At 72.1% G+C, this 18,120-nt stretch carries 14 protein-coding genes and 3 pseudogenes; 7 read left to right on the top strand and 10 right to left on the bottom strand.

The window, feature by feature from the left end; all coding sequences use genetic code 11:
• The first annotated feature begins 63 nt into the window (after window positions 1–63).
• Both ABZ887_RS30135 and ABZ887_RS30130 read left to right on the top strand, forming a co-directional pair.
• Window positions 64–1,164 carry a permease gene (locus tag ABZ887_RS30135; RefSeq protein ID WP_361295787.1) on the top strand — a complete coding sequence of 367 codons (1,101 nt, stop codon included), beginning with the start codon at window positions 64–66 and terminating at the stop codon, window positions 1,162–1,164.
• Window positions 1,161–1,949, top strand: a complete 789-nt coding sequence (locus tag ABZ887_RS30130; protein WP_361295785.1) for a TIGR03943 family protein — start codon at window positions 1,161–1,163, stop codon at window positions 1,947–1,949. Before ABZ887_RS30135 ends, ABZ887_RS30130 begins: the two co-directional genes overlap by 4 nt.
• Here ABZ887_RS30130 and ABZ887_RS30125 read toward each other — a convergent pair.
• Both ABZ887_RS30125 and ABZ887_RS30120 read right to left on the bottom strand, forming a co-directional pair.
• Window positions 1,919–2,938 carry an EamA family transporter gene (locus ABZ887_RS30125; protein ID WP_361295888.1) on the bottom strand — a complete coding sequence of 340 codons (1,020 nt, stop codon included), beginning with the start codon at window positions 2,936–2,938 and terminating at the stop codon, window positions 1,919–1,921. The genes ABZ887_RS30130 and ABZ887_RS30125 overlap by 31 nt on opposite strands.
• A 249-nt stretch (window positions 2,939–3,187) precedes the next feature.
• Entirely contained in the window at window positions 3,188–4,084 is an 897-nt protein-coding gene (locus ABZ887_RS30120) for a hypothetical protein (protein WP_361295782.1), read from the bottom strand.
• A 269-nt stretch (window positions 4,085–4,353) separates the two neighbouring features.
• Between ABZ887_RS30120 and ABZ887_RS30115 the strand changes: the two genes are divergently transcribed.
• Both ABZ887_RS30115 and ABZ887_RS30110 read left to right on the top strand, forming a co-directional pair.
• Window positions 4,354–5,100 carry a hypothetical protein gene (locus tag ABZ887_RS30115; RefSeq protein WP_361295779.1) on the top strand — a complete coding sequence of 249 codons (747 nt, stop codon included), beginning with the start codon at window positions 4,354–4,356 and terminating at the stop codon, window positions 5,098–5,100.
• Window positions 5,087–5,785 carry a Fic family protein gene (locus ABZ887_RS30110; protein WP_361295776.1) on the top strand — a complete coding sequence of 233 codons (699 nt, stop codon included), beginning with the start codon at window positions 5,087–5,089 and terminating at the stop codon, window positions 5,783–5,785. Before ABZ887_RS30115 ends, ABZ887_RS30110 begins: the two co-directional genes overlap by 14 nt.
• Here ABZ887_RS30110 and ABZ887_RS30105 read toward each other — a convergent pair.
• From ABZ887_RS30105 to ABZ887_RS30090, 4 genes and pseudogenes are all read right to left on the bottom strand, one after another.
• Entirely contained in the window at window positions 5,707–7,902 is a 2,196-nt protein-coding gene (locus ABZ887_RS30105; protein ID WP_361295773.1) for an ABC transporter ATP-binding protein, read from the bottom strand. The two genes, ABZ887_RS30110 and ABZ887_RS30105, sit on opposite strands and share 79 nt — an antisense overlap.
• A gap of 93 nt (window positions 7,903–7,995) precedes the next feature.
• Window positions 7,996–8,124 (bottom strand): hypothetical protein, encoded by a 129-nt coding sequence (locus ABZ887_RS30100; RefSeq protein WP_361295770.1) that lies wholly within the window; start codon window positions 8,122–8,124, stop codon window positions 7,996–7,998.
• Between the two features lie 308 nt (window positions 8,125–8,432).
• Window positions 8,433–9,560, bottom strand: coding sequence for a peptidoglycan bridge formation glycyltransferase FemA/FemB family protein (locus tag ABZ887_RS30095; RefSeq protein ID WP_361295885.1), 1,128 nt, complete (start codon window positions 9,558–9,560; stop codon window positions 8,433–8,435).
• A gap of 198 nt (window positions 9,561–9,758) precedes the next feature.
• Window positions 9,759–10,316 (bottom strand): annotated as a pseudogene (locus ABZ887_RS30090) (helix-turn-helix domain-containing protein); the annotation flags it as partial.
• Between the two features lie 162 nt (window positions 10,317–10,478).
• On the opposite strand from ABZ887_RS30090, the pseudogene ABZ887_RS30085 reads away from it, so the two are divergent.
• Window positions 10,479–10,787, top strand: a pseudogene (locus ABZ887_RS30085) (oxidoreductase); the annotation flags it as partial.
• A 40-nt stretch (window positions 10,788–10,827) separates the two neighbouring features.
• Here ABZ887_RS30085 and ABZ887_RS30080 read toward each other — a convergent pair.
• Window positions 10,828–13,836 (bottom strand): FAD-binding and (Fe-S)-binding domain-containing protein, encoded by a 3,009-nt coding sequence (locus tag ABZ887_RS30080; RefSeq protein ID WP_361295767.1) that lies wholly within the window; start codon window positions 13,834–13,836, stop codon window positions 10,828–10,830.
• A 125-nt stretch (window positions 13,837–13,961) separates the two neighbouring features.
• Here ABZ887_RS30080 and serC point away from each other — a divergent pair, with 125 nt between their 5' ends.
• Window positions 13,962–15,080, top strand: a complete 1,119-nt coding sequence (gene serC, locus ABZ887_RS30075; protein ID WP_361295763.1) for a phosphoserine transaminase — start codon at window positions 13,962–13,964, stop codon at window positions 15,078–15,080.
• Between the two features lie 78 nt (window positions 15,081–15,158).
• Here serC and gcvH read toward each other — a convergent pair whose 3' ends face one another.
• Window positions 15,159–15,539, bottom strand: a complete 381-nt coding sequence (gene gcvH, locus ABZ887_RS30070; protein ID WP_361295760.1) for a glycine cleavage system protein GcvH — start codon at window positions 15,537–15,539, stop codon at window positions 15,159–15,161.
• Window positions 15,540–15,686: 147 nt separating this feature from the next.
• Window positions 15,687–15,862, bottom strand: a pseudogene (locus ABZ887_RS30065) (cellulose binding domain-containing protein); the annotation flags it as partial.
• Window positions 15,863–16,137: 275 nt separating this feature from the next.
• On the opposite strand from ABZ887_RS30065, the gene ABZ887_RS30060 reads away from it, so the two are divergent.
• A complete protein-coding gene (locus ABZ887_RS30060) occupies window positions 16,138–17,439 on the top strand; it encodes a transposase (RefSeq protein ID WP_361295757.1) in 1,302 nt (433 codons plus the stop codon).
• Between the two features lie 57 nt (window positions 17,440–17,496).
• Here ABZ887_RS30060 and ABZ887_RS30055 read toward each other — a convergent pair whose 3' ends face one another.
• Window positions 17,497–18,015 carry a hypothetical protein gene (locus ABZ887_RS30055; protein WP_361295754.1) on the bottom strand — a complete coding sequence of 173 codons (519 nt, stop codon included), beginning with the start codon at window positions 18,013–18,015 and terminating at the stop codon, window positions 17,497–17,499.
• Between the last annotated feature and the right edge of the window lie 105 nt (window positions 18,016–18,120).

Genomic DNA, 18,120 nt, shown 5'->3' with positions numbered 1-18,120 from the left:
CCGGCATGCCCTATGTTCGATGCGAACATCCGGCGATGGAGTGATGTGTGAGGCGTGCGGGGCGTGCGGAGGACAGATGAACTCGCCGTAGAGGCGCAGACGAACGCCGTCGTGGCACCTCCGGCAGTCGGGGCGGGCGACCACCCGGCGGACGCGAGTGACGCGGGTGACGAGGGTGACGCGGGTTTCGCGGACCCGCCCCCGCGCGATCCGCCCCGCTTCTGGCCGCTCCTCCTCGTGGCCGCCGCCGTCGTGCCCGGTACCGCTCTCTTCCTGGTGGGCCAGGGCGTCAGCAAGGCCGCGCTGCAGGCCTGGCAGACGGTGTGCCTCGCCGTGATCGTGCAGGCGACCCCGTTCCTGCTGCTCGGCACGGCACTGTCCGGGGCGATCAACGCGTTCGTGCCGGAGCGGGTGTTCACCCGGCTGCTGCCGAAACGGCCCGCGCTCGCCGTGCCGGTCGCCGGAGTCGCGGGGGTCGTGCTGCCGGGGTGCGAGTGCGCGTCGGTGCCGGTGGCGAGCAGCCTGATCGGACGCGGGGTCACCCCGGCCGCCGCCTTCGCGTTCCTGCTCTCCGCGCCCGCCATCAACCCGGTGGTGCTGACCGCCACCGCCATCGCCTTCCCCGGCACCCCCCTCATGGTGCTGGCCCGGCTGCTCGCCTCGCTGGTCACCGCCGCCGTGATGGGCTGGCTCTGGCTCTGGCTGGGGCGGGAGGAGTGGCTGCGGCCCGCCGTCCGGCACACCGGGCACCAGCCGGGGCACAACCGCTGGACGGAGTTCCGGCGCGGCTTCCAGCACGACTTCCTCCAGGCCGGCGGTTTCCTGGTGGTCGGCGCCATGGCCGCGGCCACCTTCAACGTGGCCGTACCGAGGTCGGTGCTCGACACCTTCTCCGGTTCGCCCTGGCTGTCGGTCCTGTTCCTGGCCGCGCTGGCGGTCATCCTCGCGGTGTGCTCGGAGGCGGACGCGTTCGTGGCGTCGTCGCTCACGGGTTTCTCGCCCACCGCCCGGCTGGCTTTCATGGTGGTCGGCCCCATGGTGGACCTCAAGCTGATCGCGTTGCAGGCGGGCACGTTCGGCCGGGCCTTCGCGGCCCGCTTCTCGACCGCCACGACGGTCGTCGCGGTCCTGTGCAGTGTGCTGGTCGGAGGGGTACTGCTGTGAGACGTCCGCTCCAGGTGACCCTGCTGGTGCTCAGCGGCCTCGGGCTGCTGCACGCCTCCCTCTTCACGGACCTGTGCCTGCGCTACGTGAAGCCCGGGATGCGGCCGCTGCTGATCGCGTCCGGGTTCGTGCTGCTGGTGCTGGGCGTCATGGAGGCGGCCGCGCGCGAGGGCAGGAAGGGACACGGCAGGCATGGTGGCCCCGCACATGACGCCCACGCACATGGCGCCGGACCACACGACGAGCCGGAACACCACCACGGTCACGACCACACGTCCGTCCCCCGGGTCGCCTGGCTGCTCCTGCTCCCCGCGCTGAGCCTGCTCTTCTACGCCCCGCCGGCGCTCGGCGCGTACACCGCCGCCCGGCAGCCCGCCAAGGTCGTGGCGGAGCAGGACGACTTCGATCCGCTGCCGAAGACCTCACCGCTGCCCATCACGCTCACGGACTTCACCACCCGGGTGCAGCAGGACCGCACGCTGGCCATCAGGGCGCGGACCGTGGAGATGAGCGGGCTGGTCACGCCGGTCCCGGGGGGCGGGAGCTGGGATCTGACCCGGATCATCATCTCCTGCTGCGCGGCGGACGCGCAGTCCGTGAAGGTGCGGATCTACAGCGACAGCATCCCGGCCGCCAACACGTGGGTGTCCGTCACGGGCAACTGGCATCCCGGCGGGAAGCTGGGCACGAAGTCCGCGCCGGTCGCGCTGGACGCCCGGACCATCAGGAAGATCCAGCGGCCCTCGAACGGCTATCAGGACGCCCTGCCGTTCCCCTCCGGCTGAACGCCGGCCACCGGCTCCGGCCGGACGGCGCCCGCCGAGCCGGAGTGCGCACCGCCCGCCGGTTCCGGCCGGACCCCGCCCGCCGAGTCCGGCTGTGGACCGCCCGCCGGCCGTCGGCCGCGTCCCACCTGGGAACGGACCGCCCCGATGCTCGCCGCGACGACGAGGGCGATGGCGGCCGCCTGGGTGGACGTCAGGGCCTGGTCGAGGACGAGGAAGCCGGCGGTGGCGGCGATGGCCGGTTCCAGGCTCATCAGAACCGCGAAGGTGTGGGCGGGCATGCGGCGCAGCGCGAGGAGTTCGAGGGTGTAGGGCAGGACCGAGGAGAGGACCGCGACCGACGAGCCGAGGGCGACGGTGGTCGGGTCCAGGAGCCTGCCGCCGGCCTCGGCGATGCCCAGCGGGAGGATCAGCAGTGCCGCGACGGCCATGGCCAGGGCGAGGCCGTCGGCCTGCGGGAAGCGGCGGCCCGTACGGGCGCTGAAGACGATATAGGTGGCCCACATGGCGCCGGCCCCCAGGGCGAGGGCGACACCTGTGGGGTCGAGATCCCCGAAGCCCCCGCCGCCGAGCAGGAAGACACCGGCCAGGGCCAGTCCCGCCCACAGCGCGTTGATCGCGCGCCGGGAGGCCAGCACGGACAGGGCCAGCGGGCCCAGCACCTCGAGGGTGACGGCGGGACCCAGGGGGATGCGGTCGACGGCCTCGTAGAAGAGGCCGTTCATCGCGCCCATGGTGACGCCGAAGACGATCACCGTGCCCCAGTCGGTGCGGGAGTGGCCGCGCAGCCGGGGCCGGCAGACGACGAGCAGGACCACGGCGGCCGCGATGAGCCGCAGGGTCACCACGCCGAGCGCGCCCGCCCTGGGCATCAGGGTCACCGCGAGGGCGCCGCCGAACTGCACGGAGATCCCTCCGGCCAGGACCAGCCCGACGGGACCGAGCGAGCCGAGCCGGCCCGGTGCGCCGGTGGCGGCGGGCGCGGACACCGGGGCGGACGCGGGCGTCGGCGACGGCGTCGGCTGTGAGGTGCTGGGGGTGGCCACGGGCGGTCCAGTAGGTTCGTTGTTCAGTACGATGCACTTCTCAGTCCAGGGTAATGGACTTCGACAGGCGCGTGAACCCCTTATGGAACTGTCCTGGATGCTGAGATGCCGGCAGGAACACGTTCGGCCCCGCCCCCTGTGCGGGGCGGGGCCGAACGGCAGTGAAACGAATCTTCAGGCGGCGCCCGGAGGCTACTTCACGTCGACGTAGTCGCCGGTCGCCGTCGAGGCGCCGGTGGTCGCGTTGGTCGCGAACGAGAAGCGGTAGTACCCGTCGGCCGTGGCCTTGGTCGTGGTCTTGAGGGCGCCGCCGGTGCCGGCGGTGATGGTCTTGAGGGTGGTGTAGGTGGTGCTGCCCTTCTTGCGGTACTGCAGCTGCACCTTCTGCGACGCGTAGCCGCCGTACGTGCCGGTGTTCCAGTTGGCGCGGGTCAGCTTGCCGGTGACGGTGATGGTCTTGCCCTTCTTCACCGGCTCCGGGGTGGCGTTGACGGTCAGCTTCGAGGCCTTCTTGATCTTGCCGGTGCCGACGTTGTCGTCGAAGCTGGCGCTCGCCGAGAGGTCGTAGCCGCCGAGGGCGATCTTCCAGGTGCCGGCGACGCCGTTGTCCACCATGTCGACGGCCGCGTCGATGTTGAAGACGGCCTTGCAGCTGTAGACGCCGGTCTGGGTGGTCGACTCGGTGCAGACCGGGTCGTCGTCGGTGCCCAGGGCGCCGGTGATGGTGTCCGTGCTGGAGGGGTCGGTGCCCTGCCAGAGGAAGGCCTCCGTGAGCGCGACACCGCTGGAACTGGTGGCGGTGTAGGTCACGGTGACGGACTTCTTCGTGGTGGCGCCAAGGACGATGTCCTTGCCGCCGTTGACGACGCCCTTCGAGAAGGTGATGGTCCCGATCCCGTCCTTCGGCCGGACGGTCTGCGCGGAGTTCGCGGCGTGCGTGGTACGAGCAGCGTGCGTGGAGTTCGCGGAGAAGGAGCTGAGCTGCGCCTTCGCACTCGGGCCGGTCGCCGCCTGGGCGGCCACCGGAACAGCGAGCGCGGACAGCGCGACCGCACCGGACAGAACGGTGGCCGCGACGCGTATACGCATGTGAATCCCCCTGGGATCGCGAGGGGCCCGGCAGGTCGCCCCCGGCCGAGCCCATTGGCGTACGCAGCCTACGAACCAAGTGGAGGATTCTTGAAGATCCCTTGTGCAATAGGTGTGTAACAAGACGCATGTGACGAACACTCACCCGCGTTGGCCTCGGGGCGTGTTCGGGAAAACCGTTCGCGGTGCGAAGGTCTTCGAGCCGAGACTGGTGGGGTCATCACATCGGACAGGAAGAGTGGCCGGCGCTGACGTACAACCGTGACACCTTGCCCTTCCCCGAGAACCGCGTACCCCCCGTCGCCTCCAGGTTCGTTCGGGGCTGGGCCGAACTCGACCCGGCCCGGAACCCGTTCGCCTGGGACGAGGACGAGGAGGCCCACCTCCGCTCGCTGGTCCGCGAGTGGGTGCCACCCGTGCTCTCCGGCATGGAGGGCTGGTGGCAGGGCGAACGCTGGTGCGAACGCCAGGTGGAGGCGATCGTCTGGGAGCGATACGGCGACTGGGCCTGGGGCTGGAACTGGTGCCACCGGTACGGCGGGCCCATCGGCAGCTGGGTCACCGGGACCAGCTCGGTGACGACCCCCGACGAGACCGCGGCACGTGTCGTGGCCGCACTGTTGGAGTGGCGCGAGTGGTTGGAAGGGATGGCTGAGCGCTTCGCCGAGCTGGCGCCGCCGCCGGACGCCTCACCCGAGGACCGCAGCTGGCACCTGGAGCGGGCCTGCGTCCGCCTCGTGACGTACGCGCTGGACTGCTCGGGAGCGGAGGGCGGCTGGTACGGGCAGGCCTCGATGGTTCTGGGCTGGTTCCTCACCAGCACCGGCATGGACCGGGCCGAGGCCGACCGAGCGGTGGAGAGCGCGATCGGCGGCCGGTTCAAGAGCTGGATCCGCCCTGAACAGACGCTGATCGACGCCGTCGGCGACGACCTCGCCGTCGGCCTCACCGGCCACGCCCCCTACCGGGACCACCGTGAGAGGGCGGCCCTGGAGGAGCTCCATGACCGCTACTGACAGCCTCGCGGTCTGGCTGCGTGTCCGCCGCGAGGCCGACTGGCGGCACGCACCGGTGCTACGGCGGGTTCCGTCCGCCGGCGACGGGTTCCGGACCTGGTGCGAAGGGCCGGTGCGCCGACGCGACCCCGTGCGCGCCGAACGTCTGCTCGCCGCCCACACCTCGGCCCTGGCCGACGCCGCCCGCCGCACCCCACTGAGCTTCGCCCTGCTGTCCGGCTGGCAGCGCGCGGTCCTCGGCGCCGCGGACGCGCCGTTCCGCACGAACGACGCCTATGCGAAGGACGGCCGCGAGCGCTACGGCCTGACCTCGCGCACCCCGGCCGACTTCGCCTCCTGCCTGCGCGAGACGACCGACCCGGACCTCCCGCTGGCGGCCCGCGCCGCCCGCGTCTACCTCGACGTGGCGTTCTTCCACCCCTTCGCCGACGGCAACGCCCGCGCCGCCCTGTTGACCCTGGTGCACGTCCTGGCCCGGGAGGGCGTCGTCCTTCCCGAGGTCGGCCCGCTCCAGACCACCCGCTACGCGGACGACCCGGCGGGCGCCGCCGACCTCGCCGCTCTCATCGGGGTGCTCAACCGCCCCCGGTACCGTCCGCAGGCGGCTCAGATACCGGGCCAGGGCTCCTCGTCGCGGAACAGGGGACGGCCGTCGGGGAGTGTGGTGGGCACGTCGGCCCCGTAGGCGGCCTCTATGTGGGACTCGTACACGGGCTGGGGCCATAGCCCTGCGGCCGCGTACACGTTGTAGTCGTACATGTTCCCGTAAGGCTGCTGGTAGGCGTATCCGCCGTCCCCACCGCCCTGCGCCCCCGCGTAGGAGGCCTGCGGCACCCCCACAGCCCCCACGGCTCCCATGGCCCCCACAGCTCCCATGGCTCCCACGGCCCCGGCCGCCGGTGCGCCGCCCTGGTCCGCGAACAGTGGGAGCCGCAGTTCGCCGGTGTCCATCATCGCGTTGTTCTGGGAACGGTGGAGCCGGGAGTAGGCGCCGCCGCGGGCGAGGAGTTCGTCGTGGCGGCCGGTCTCGACGATGCGGCCGCGGTCGACGACGAGGATGCGGTCGGCGTCGGGGGCGAGGTTGAGATCGTGGGTGATCATGATGGTCGTGCGGCCGGTCATCAGGCGGCGCAACGGCTTGACGACCCGGCGGGCGGCCATCGCGTCCAGGCCGGTGGTCGGCTCGTCGAGGACGAGGACGGGGGCGTCGCGCAGGATCGCCCGGGCGATGGCCAGGCGCTGGAGCTGACCGCCGGAGAGCCGGGCGGAGTTGGGGTCGACCCTGGTGTCGTAGCCGTCGGGGAGCCGGACGATGAAGTCGTGGGCGTCGGCCGCCCTGGCCGCGTCCTCGATGGCCTGGTCGCTGGCGCCGGGCCGGCCGCAGGCGATGTTGGCGCGGACGGTGTCGTGCAGGACGAGGGTCTCCTGGGGGAGGAGAGTGATGTACTCGCGCAGCCTGGCCAGGGGGAAGTCGCGGATCGGGACGCCGTCGAGGAGGACTTCGCCGCTGCCCGGGTCGTAGAAGCGGAGCAGCATCTTGGAGACGGTGGACTTGCCGGCGCCGCTGGGGCCGGTGATGATCACGAGTTCGCCGGGGCTGACGGCGAAGGAGAGGCCCTCCAGGGCGGCTCCGTCGGCGCCGGGGTAGCTGAACCCGACGTCGCGGACCTCGACGGCGCCGTCCGGGCGGCCGGTGTCGGTGCCGGTGCCGCGCCGGGGGTCGGTGACCGACGGCTTCACGTCCAGGATCTCGATCAGCCGTTCCGCGCCCGCCGTGGCGGCGGTGACGGTGAGGCCGAGCTGGGCGAGGCCGCGCACCGGCGGGTAGAGGTAGCCGAGGAAGGCGGAGAAGGCGAGGAGCTGGCCGAGGGTCATGCGGCCGGTGGAGATCTCCCAGGCGCCGATGCCGATGACGGCGAGGACGCAGACCGTCTCGATGACCTGGACGAGCTGTTCGTAGGCCTCGTTGAGGCGGGTGGAGCGGACGGAGGCGCGGAACCAGGCGTTCGCCTCCTCGTGCAGGCGGCGGCGCTCGGCGTCGCGGCGGTCGTACGCCTGCGTCAGCACGATGTTGCCGAGGGACTCCTCGACGACGGAGGTGATCGCGCCGTCGGCGACCCGGCCCTCCCGCGACACGTCCTTGATGGAGCCGGAGAAGCGGCGGGCGGCCAGCCAGAACAGGGGCGCGAGGACGAAGGTGGCGGCGGCCAGGTCCCAGCGCAGCCAGAACGCGGCGGCCGCGTAGAACAGGGCGCTGAAGACGGCCGAGGCGGCGCCGATCAGTCCGGACACCACCATGGTCTCGATGGCCTCGACGTCGCTGGTCAGGCGGGAGAGCAGGTCGCCCTGGCGGTGGCGCTGGAAGAAGTGCGGGGGCAGCTGCTGGACGTGGTCGAAGACGTGCTCGCGCAGCCGCATGACGAAGCGTTCGGTGGTCCAGGCGGCCAGGGAGTTGCCGGCGTACGCGACGATCGCGCCGACGATCGCGATGGCCAGCCACTTGCTCGCCGGACTCCAGAAGGCGCTCAGCGAGCCCTTCTGCAGGGCGTGGTCGGTGAGGTCACTGAAGAGGAGGATGGCCTCGGTCTCGGCGAGCGCGGCGATCACCGTGCACACCCAGACGATCACCAGCCAACCGCGCAGGCCCCGGGTCAGCGGCCAGAAGCGGTGGAAGGCGGCACGGGCCGGGATGGTGGGCGTGTACTCGTCCTCCTCGTCGTCGTACTCGTCGTCATCGTCCTGATATGCCGAGTCGGCGACGTCGTACTCGTATTCTGTGCCTTCACTCTCCTTCACACGCATTTCACACTACCTCCGCTCTCCGACGCTGGAAACACCGAAATTCAGGAAGTGAAAAGGGCCGACGGCGAACCGTCGGCCCTTTTCATTTCTGCCTTAGTTGTCCTGACCCGGGATGGGCTTCGGAGCCGGCTTCGGAGCGCGCTTCTTGGGCTTCGGCGGCGGCGGCGGGGGCAGCTGCTTCTTGGGCTTGGGGGGCAGCGGGGCGAGCTTCTTGAGGCTCATTCCGACTCCTTGAGAGTTCGAAGTGCAAGTGGTGCGGGATGGTACGAGAATTCTCTTGGGGCAACGTCCGGGGATTTTGGATCGTCATCCTCGGCAATCCCCGCCGCCCGACACCGATGAACTTACACGGCCCGAATCCCAAGCGACGGCAAAGTCGGCTCGCGAACGGCAAACAGGTGCTGTGAATACCTGGGTAACAGCTGTATAACGACCCCGAAGCTGAGAGTTCTCTTATGAACCTGAGAGCCAGCTTATGAAGCCGGGCCGGACGGGCCCCGGACAGGCGTCGGCCGCACCCCGGGCCGACCTCAGCGGCGGGACATGTACAGGTCGAACGCCTTGTGGAGGAGCCTGTTGAGCGGAAAGTCCCACTCGCCCGGGTACTCCACGGCCTCCCCGCCCGCGCCCACCTTGAAACGGAGCAGCCCCAGCAGGTGGTCGGACTCCTCCAGGGTGTCGGTGATGCCCCTGAAGTCGTAGACGGCGGCGCCGAGTTCGTGGGCATCGCACATCATCCGCCACTGCATGGCGTTGTTCGGCTGGACCTCGCGCCTGCGGCTGGTGGAGGCGCCGTAGGAGTACCAGACGTGGTCGCCGACGGTGAGCATGGTGGCCGCGGCGAGGATGTCGCCGTCGTGGTGGGCGAGGTAGAGGCGCATCCGGTCGGGGTGTTCGGCGGTGAGCGCGGTCCACATGCGCTGGAAGTAGGAGAGGGGGCGCGCGATGAAACGGTCGCGCTCGGCGGTCTCCGTGTACAGGGTGTGGAAGGCGGGCAGGTCCTCGTAACCGCCCCGCACCACCTTGACGCCCTCCTTCTCCGCCTTCTTCACGTTGCGCCGCCACTGCTGGTTGAGCCCGCGCTGGATGTCGTCCAGCGACCGCCCCGCGAACGGCACCTGGAACACGTACCGGGGCTGCCCGGCCGCGAACCCCTCCTCCCCGCCCGGCTCCGCCTGCCGCCACCCGGCCCGCCGCAGCCGTTCGACGAGGGCCGCGGCACGGGCGTCGTACGCCGTCGGCTCCGCGTCCCCCAGCCGCCGGACGGCCGGATCGGCGATGGCCTCCTTCACCGCCTCCGCGCTCCACCGCCGTACGGCGACCGGCGGCCCCATCTTCACGGTGAACGCCCCGCGCCCCTTCAGGTGCGCCAGCAGCGGATCGAGCCACCGCCCGAGGTCGGGGTCGTGCCAGTCGATGGCGGGCCCCTCCGGCAGATACGCCAGACACCGCTTCACCCTGGGCACCGCCCGCAACAGCACCAGCCCGGCCCCGACGACCTGCCCCTCCCCGTCGATCCACCCGAGGCTCTCCGCCTCCCAGTCGGGCTTCACGTCCCCCCACGACGGCACCTGCATATGGCTGACGGAGGGCAGGGAGCCCACGAAGGCGAGGTGCTCGGCACGGGAGAGGGGCCGGAGGCGGAGGGCTGCTGTCATGGGCGGTGCTCCTGGGCGGGTCGGCGGACGGGACCAAACCGTCGACGTCGGCGTCGGCGTCAACATCGACATCGACATCGACATCGGCGTCGACATCAAGGACAACAGACGCGGGCCCGCCGGGAATCGTTTCGGCGCGCAGGTGGGTGAGGGCGTGTCGGCAGCGGAGGCGTCCGCTGCCTGGCCCTGGCGGGGCGGCCGCCCGTACGTGGTGCGGTAGGCGCGGCGGAAGTGGCTGGGGTCGGCGAACTGCCGGCGGGCGGCGACGCCGGCGACGGTGTACGCACCCCCGGACTGGTCCAGTTCCCGGCGGGCGCCTTCGAGACGGCGCCGGCGTACGTAGGCCATGACGCTCTCGCCGTCCGCGAAGGCGCGGTGCAGGGTGCGGACGGAGACGTGCAGCGCACCGGCGATGGCGGCGGGGCTGAGGCCGGGGTCCCGCAGCCGCCGGTCGGCGAAGGCCGTGGCCGCGGCGCGCAGCGCCGGCGGAGGAGCGGGAGCGGCGGCGGGGGCCGAGGTGGGGGCGGCGGCCGAGGTGGGGGCGTGGGTGGCGATGAGCCCGGTCAGCAGCAGGGAGAGTGCCGCGCCCGCCGCATGGGTGCCCGCCGGGCCGAGGTGCTCCGAGAGGGCCCAGGCGGTGTCGAGATGGGCGAGCAGCAGCCGGGACTCGGGAGCGGTGGCGGGGGCGACGGTCAGGGCCGGCAGCCGGGTCCGGCGCAGCTGGCCGAGCAGGCCGGCCCTGGGCAGGAGGAGCACCCGGCAGTCGGTGGGCGAGGTGTAGGCGAAGCTCCAGCGGGAGTGCAGGTCGCGTAACACTGACCCTCGACACCGCGGCCCGCAAGCCCATGTCCCTGACCGTCTACGAGCGCCTGGCCGACTCCCCGAGCGTCCGGCTCGCCGTCGCTCGTCGACACCGCCCGGTTGCACGCCTACCGGGCCGCCGACGACCTCGACCACGCCGCCGCCGGGGCCCGGCAACTGACGGTCGAGCAGCGGGCCCGCATTCGCATGGACACCGGGGTCGCCGCGGTCCGCGCCCGCGAGGCCGTGGACCGCCTCGTCTCCGTCTCCGGCGCGAGCACCTTCGCCCTGACCAACCCCCTCCAGCGCATCTGGCGCGACCTCGGCACCGCCTCCCGGCACGGCGTCGCCAACCCCGACCTCGGCCGCGAGATCTACGGCCGCAGCCTCCTGCGCATCACCGAGCAGCCCACGTTCATCATCTGACCGACGGCGGGCCGTCCCGCCCCGGCCGCCCGGCCGGCCGTCACGCCTCCTCTTCCAGCCCCTTCGGCAGGACCTCCGCCAGCACCTCCGCCAGGTGTCTCGCGTGCACCCCGGCCAGTTGCTCCAGCTGGGTCCGGCACGAGAAGCCGTCGGCCAGGACCACCGTGCCCGGCTCCGCCTCCCGTACCGCCGGCAGGAGCTGTTCCTCCGCGCAGGCCTTCGACACCTCGAAGTGGCCTTTCTCGAAGCCGAAGTTGCCCGCCAGGCCGCAGCAGCCGCCGACCAGGTCGCCGGTGAGGGCGGCGGCCTCGCGGAGGCGGCGGTCCGGGGTGTCGCCGAGCACCGCGTGCTGGTGGCAGTGGGTCTGCCCCGTGACCGGGCGGTCCAGGCGGGGCGGCGCCCAGTCGGGGGCCAGGCGTTCCAGCGCCTCCGCGAAGGTGAGCACCCGCGCGGCGAGCCGGGCCGCCCGGGGATCGTCCGGAAGCAGCTCCGGCAGGTCGGCACGGAGGGCGGCGGCACAGCTGGGCTCCAGGACGACGAACGGCGGCGGGAACGGGAACTCCCCGTCCGGGTCAAAGGCGGGGTCCGAGTCCACATCGGGGTCCGAATCCGGGTCCGGGTCCGACGGCAGCAGCAGAAACGGCTCCAGCAGGTCCAGCGTCTCCCGCAACACCGCCCGTGCCCGGTCCAGTTGGCCCGTCGAGAGGTAGGTGAGACCGCAACAGGCCCGGGTCCGGCGCGGGTTCAGGACGGACATGCCGAAACCCTCCAGTCCGCCGTCGTCCGACCGCCGTGCCCTCCAGCGCCGGGTCGGCAGCGGCACCACCCCCACTCCGGCCGCCTCCAGCACCCGTACGGCCGCCCGGCCCACCTCCGGTGACAGGTACTCCGTGAAGGTGTCCGGCCACAGGAAGGCCAGCCGCGCCGGGAGTTCCGGCCGCCGTCCCGCCCGCGCCTGGGCCGCCCACCCCCGCAGCCGCCCGCGCTGCCGCCGCCGCTGCCACCGGCTGAAGGGCTCGGCCGCCAGGCGCGGGATCCGCCGCTCGGGGGCGATGCCGCCGAGCCGCTTGGCGAGCGCCGCCAGCGGCCGTACGGAGGCGAGGGCGTTGACGGCCGCCGCCGTGCGGGTCCGGGCCACCAGGCGCAGCCACCTCGGCAGCCATCCCATGCTGTAGTGGGCCGCCGGGCGCCGCCGGCCCGCGTAGTGCTGGTGCAGGAACTCCGCCTTGTACGTCGCCATGTCCACCCCGACCGGGCAGTCCGACCGGCAGCCCTTGCAGGACAGGCAGAGGTCGAGGGCGTCGCGGACCTCCGTCGAGCGCCAGCCGTCCGTCACCAGCTCGCCCGCCAGCATCTCGTGCAGCAGCCGGGCCCGGCCACGGGTGGAGTGCTCCTCCTCGCCGGTGACCCGGAAGGACGGGCACATGACGGACGCGCCGGACGGCCCGGTCGTCCGGCACTTCGCCACGCCCACGCAGCGGCGGACCGCCGCCGAGAAGTCGCCGCCGTCGGCGGGGTAGCCGAAGGCCACGGGGACCGGCTCGCGGGGCAGGACGGCGAAGCGGAGGTTCGCGTCCAGCGGAGCGGGCCTGACCAGGACGCCCGGGTTGAGGAGGTCGTCGGGGTCCCAGATCCCCTTCGCCCGCCCGAAGAGCGCCACCAGTTCGTCGCCGTACATCCTCGGGAGGAGTTCCGCCCGCGCCAGGCCGTCCCCGTGCTCCCCGGACAGGGACCCGCCGTGCGCCACCACCACGTCCGCGAGCTCCTCCGAGAAGCGGCGGAACCGGGCCACGCCCGCCTCGCCCATCAGGTCGAAGTCGATACGGACGTGGACGCAGCCGTCGCCGAAGTGGCCGTAGGGGGTGCCGCGCAGGCCGTGCGCGGTCAGCAGGGCACGGAAGTCACGCAGGTACGCGCCCAGGCGGGCCGGCGGTACCGCGCAGTCCTCCCACCCCGGCCAGGCCTCCCTGCCGTCCGGCATCCGCGTCGCCGTACCGGCCGCGTCCTCGCGGACGCGCCACAGCGCGCGCTGCCCGGCCGCGTCGGTCACGACCAGCGCGTCCAGGGCGTCCGCCGCCGCCACGACCGCGTCCGCACGCGCCCGTGCCTCCGCCGCCGACTCCCCGCCGGTCTCCACGAACAGCCACGCACCGCCCCGGGGAAGGCCGGTGGCGGACGGCACCAGGTCGGCCGCCATGCCCTCCACGGTGAGGGGTCCGTGCGGCAGCAGCCCCGCCGCCGCCTCCGCCGCCGCGCTCTCGTCGGCGTACCCCAGCACGGCCAGCGCACGCGCGCGCGGCGACTCCACGAGCCGTACGGTCGCCTCGGTGAGGATCCCGAGCGTGCCCTCCGAACCGCAGAAGGAGCGGGCGACGTCCGCGCCCTTCTCGGGGAGCAGCGCGTCCAGGGCGTAGCCGGAGATACGGCGGGGCAGCTCCGGGAAACCGGTGCGCAGCAGGGCCAGGTCGCCCGCCACCAGTTCCCGCAGGCCGTCGGGCGCGCCCGCCCAGTCCCGCCCGAGGCGCAGCCGCCGGCCGCGCGCGGTGAGCACGTCCAGTTCGTGCACACTGTCCGCCGTCGTCCCCCAGGCCACGCTGTGCGACCCGCAGGAGTTGTTGCCGATCATCCCGCCGAGCGTGCAGCGGCCGTGGGTGGAGGGGTCCGGGCCGAAGCGCAGGCCGTGCGGGGCCGCGGCCTCCTGGAGGCGGTCCAGGACCAGGCCCGGCTGGACGACGGCCGTACGGGTGGCCGGGTCGAGGCCGAGGAGCCGGTTCATGTGCCGGGTGAGGTCCAGGACCACGCCCGTGCCGGTCGCCTGCCCCGCGATCGAGGTACCGCCGCCCCGGGCGACCACCGGGACGCCACGGGTCCGGCACACCTCCAGTACGGCCGCCACGTCGTCCGCGTCCCGGGGGGCCACCACCCCCGCCGGAACCCGCCGGTAGTTGGACGCGTCCATGGTGACCAGCGCCCGGGACGTGACGTCGAAGCCGACCTCACCCCGGACGGCGTTCCGCAGTTCCGCCTCGAGTTCCGAGAATTCCGACATGCGTCCACTCAATCAGCACGTCCCGCAGCCCGTCCCGCGGTAGCACCCGCTCCGGCGGTCGCCCACGCGTCTCACCCGACGGACGAGGTTTCGCCCAGGTTTCCTCCACCGGCTAACCTCACCCCGTGGCTGACATCCAGATCCCCGCTGACATCAAGCCCGCCGACGGACGCTTCGGCGCGGGCCCCTCCAAGGTGCGGACGGAAGCGCTGGACGCGCTGGCCGCCACCGGTACCTCCCTGCTGGGCACCTCCCACCGCCAGGCCCCGGTGAAGAACCTGGTCGGTCAGGTCCGCGAGGGCATCAGCGCCCTGTTCTCCCTCCCGGAGGGCTACGAGGTCGTCCTCGGCAACGGCGGCTCCACCGCCTTCTGGGACGTCGCCACCCACGGCCTGATCGACGACAAGTCGCAGCACCTGAACTTCGGCGAGTTCTCCTCCAAGTTCGCCAAGGCCGCCAAGCTCGCCCCGTGGCTGGCCGAGCCCACCGTCATCGCCTCCGACCCGGGCACCCACCCGGAGCCGCAGGCCGAGGCGGGCGTCGACGTGTACGCGTTCACGCACAACGAGACCTCGACCGGCGTCGCCATGCCGATCAGGCGGGTCGCGGGCGCCGACGAGGGCGCGCTGGTCCTCGTGGACGCCACCTCCGGCGCCGGCGGCCTCCCGGTCGACATCGCCGAGACCGACGTCTACTACTTCGCCCCGCAGAAGTCCTTCGCCTCCGACGGCGGCCTGTGGATCGGCGTCTTCTCCCCGGCCGCGATCGAGCGCGCCGAGCGCATCCACGCGTCCGGCCGCCACGTCCCGGAGTTCTTCTCGCTCCCCACCGCGATCGACAACTCCCGCAAGAACCAGACGTACAACACCCCGGCCCTGGCCACCCTCTTCCTGCTGAACCAGCAGCTGGAGTGGCTGAACGGCCAGGGCGGCCTCGCCTTCTCCACCGCCCGTACGAAGGACTCCTCGACCCGCCTCTACACCTGGGCGGAGGAGAGCAAGTACGCCACCCCGTTCGTCGCCGACCCGGCCAAGCGCTCGCAGGTCATCGGCACGATCGACTTCGCCGACGAGATCGACGCGGCCGCCGTCGCCAAGGTGCTGCGCGCCAACGGCATCGTCGACACCGAGCCCTACCGCAAGCTCGGCCGCAACCAGCTGCGCGTCGCGATGTTCCCGGCGATCGACCCGGCGGACGTCGAGGCGCTGACGAAGTGCGTCGACTACGTGATCGAGAAGCTCTGACCGCCTGCGGTCCACGACGAGGGGCGCCCGGTGTACCCACACCGGGCGCCCCTCGGCCGTTCCGCCCTGGGTTCCGCCCTAGTTGACGAGCTTCGCGTACGCCTTGGCGTCGAGCAGCCCGTTGGACGCCGCCCCGCTCTTGGGCTTGATCTTGAAGAGCCACATCTCGTAGGGGTCCATGTTGACCTCCTCGGGGGTTTCGGCGACCTCCTCGTTGACCGCGACGACCTCGCCGTCGAGCGGACTGTAGATGTCGGACGCCGCCTTGACCGACTCGACCGTGCCGACGGCGTCACCTGCCTGGATCTTCGTGCCGACCTTGGGCAGCTCGAAGAAGACGATGTCGCCGAGGGTCTTCTGGGCGTGATCGGTGATGCCGACGGTCATGCTGCCGTCGGCCTCGGTGCGGATCCACTCGTGGTCGTCGGTGTAGCGGAGGTCGGCGGGCACGTGGGACATGTCAGCTCCATCAGCCGTCGCGGTGCGGTGTCCGGCCGCCCCTGTCGACGACCGGCGGGAACAGCCTGCGGCACCGGCGCCCGGAGCCGTGTATTTCGGGCACCCCGGTCCGCCACCCGGGTGACGACCCCGCCCTCACGCCCCGCCTCACGCCGCCGTGCACGTCACCGCCGGCACGCCCCCGCCCCCGGGAGCGCCCCCGAAGCCGAAGCTCGCCGAGCCCGCGACCGGGATCGCACCGTCTACGAGGCGTGCACCGCCGTCACGGTCGCCCCGCTCTGCGTGTACGACGCGTTCCACATGCTCCTGACCTGCTGCGCCCCGCTCCGCCTTGCTCTCGGGCAGGATGCCTGATCCTAGGGGTCGGGGTGGATGCCCGCTCCCGCCAAGCGGGGCAGAAGAAACCGAACCACCGTCAGGGTGATTCAGCATCAACGCCCATGACGCCGAGGGTGGCCATGCACAGGCGGTGGTAATGGGGGGGGTGAGATCGGGTGGCTGGTGGCTTGTCGGGGCGGCTGGCGGGAGCTGTCACTCACTCGGGTGATGTTGGTCGATGGCGTGCGCGGGTGGGGAACGTGCGGGCTAGGTTCGCGGCATGTCACGGTTCCGGATGTACCCGACGCCCGCGCAGGCGGAGCAGATGATCCTGCACTGCGCGCACGCACGGTACGTCTGGAATCTGGCCGTCGAGCAGCACGGGCACTGGAGGCCGGGCCGCAGGTCCGCGCCCGGTTTCGCAGAGCAGTGCCGTCAGCTCACCGAGGCCCGGCGGGACAACGAGTGGCTGGCGGCCGGGAACGCGGACGTGCGGCAGCAGGCCCTGAAGGACTTCGCCACAGCCAAGAACGCCCGTTTCACCTCCGGCTTCGGTGAGCCGACCTGGCGCAGGAAGCACGAGCACGAGGGCTTCCGCGTCATCGGTACCGACCGCGTACCCGAGTACGAGCCGGACGGCAGCCCGAAGTTGAACCAGAAGACCGGTAAGCAGGTCATGGGCCGCTCCGTGTGCGTACGGAAGCTAAGCCGACGGTGGGCGCAGGTCAAGGTGCCCGGCTGTGGCTGGGTCCGTTTCCGCCTCAGTATCAAGGGCAAGGGCGCGGGGCTTCCCGCTGCGAAGACGTTTCGCGTCACCTGCCGCAACGATCAGTGGCATATCGCGTTCGCGGTCATCCCCGAGCCGGTCGAGAAGCCCGGTACGGGCGAGGTCATCGGTATCGACCGGGGCGTGAGGATCACGGCGGCCCTGTCGGACGGACGGAAGCTGAACTGTCCGCAGCTCACGGTCAAGGAGCGCGCGCAGGTCCGCAAGCACGAGCGGCGCGCGGCCCGGGCCCCGAAGGGAAGTGCTCGCAAGGCCGCCGCGTACGCGAAGGTCGCCGGGCTCAAGACCCGTGAGGTGAACCGGCGCAAGGACTGGTGCGAGAAGACCAGCACCATGCTCGCCCGCAGCTACGACCTGGTGCGGTTCGAGAAGCTGGACATCAAGAACATGACCCGCTCCGCGAAGGGAACCGCGGAGCAGCCTGGCAAGAAGGTCAGGCAGAAGGCCGGGCTGAACCGGGGCATCCTCGCCCAGGGCTGGGGCCTGCTGAGGCGGCGCACGGAGCACAAGGCCCCCGGCCGGGTCGAGGACGTTCCCGCGCCTTACACGAGTCTGCGGTGCAGTGCCTGCGGGTGGATCGAGAAGAAGTCGCGCAAGAGCCAAGCCGACTTCGTCTGCGTGTCCTGCGGGTTTACCTGCAACGCCGATGAGAACGCGAGCATCAACGTCGCGGCAGGACAGGGCGGAATCCCGCGCCCCCGGCGAGCCGCCGGTGCCGGAGGGGTGACAGCGGCGACCAGCCGTTCGAGCGCCCGTGAACCTCAACCCACCCGGGTTGGAATCCCCTTCTCTTAAGACGGGGAGGATGTCAATGGAAGGAGTCGGCGCCCCGCCCCAGGGCGGAGTGCGGGATCAGCCGACCGCTGCGGTGATGGAGTTGATCACGCCGGTCGAGGTGACGACGACCGTCACCGTGATGGGCTGGACCCGGCTGGGCGCTCCCGTGGGCGGGACCAGTACGAACGTCGGCTTGACGTTGAGCGTCGTGGTCTCCGCCGCCGAGAAGGGGGCGTTGATCCGCTGGGCGCCGACGAGGTAGTACTTCCCGTTGCTGGTCAGGCCGGTGGCGGTGGTGTTGCTCAGGCTGCTGATGATCTGGGCGGTGCCGCCGCCGGCCGCATTGGGGAGGGTGATGACGGTGACGTCGACGGTGCCCTTGATGTGAACCGCCTCGTTCGGGCTCGGGCGGGCGAAGTCGCCTTCGACCGGCACGCTCATCGAGCGGAACTGCGGAAGGGCGGCGGCCCGGACCGTCCGGGCGGGCTCGGCGGAGGTGGCGGTGGCGGTGCCGGCGGTCACCGGGACGGTCAGGCCCAGGGCTGCCGTGAGCAGGCAGAGGTTCCCGGCCAGGCGCAGGACGTTGCGGCGCATGGGTGCTCCCATTTCCGTGAAGCGGGACCCGATCGCCTGTTGCCGCCCCCGTCCCGCGGGACGTCTCCCAGCGTGCACGGACCGGCGTGCCGCCGCCGCGCCGGT

The sequence above is a fragment of the Streptomyces sp. NPDC047061 genome, assembly GCF_040643955.1.
In the GTDB taxonomy this organism is placed as follows: domain Bacteria; phylum Actinomycetota; class Actinomycetes; order Streptomycetales; family Streptomycetaceae; genus Streptomyces.
The sequence above is the reverse complement of the archived record's forward strand: the minus strand, read 5'-3'. Positions and strand labels throughout refer to the sequence as shown.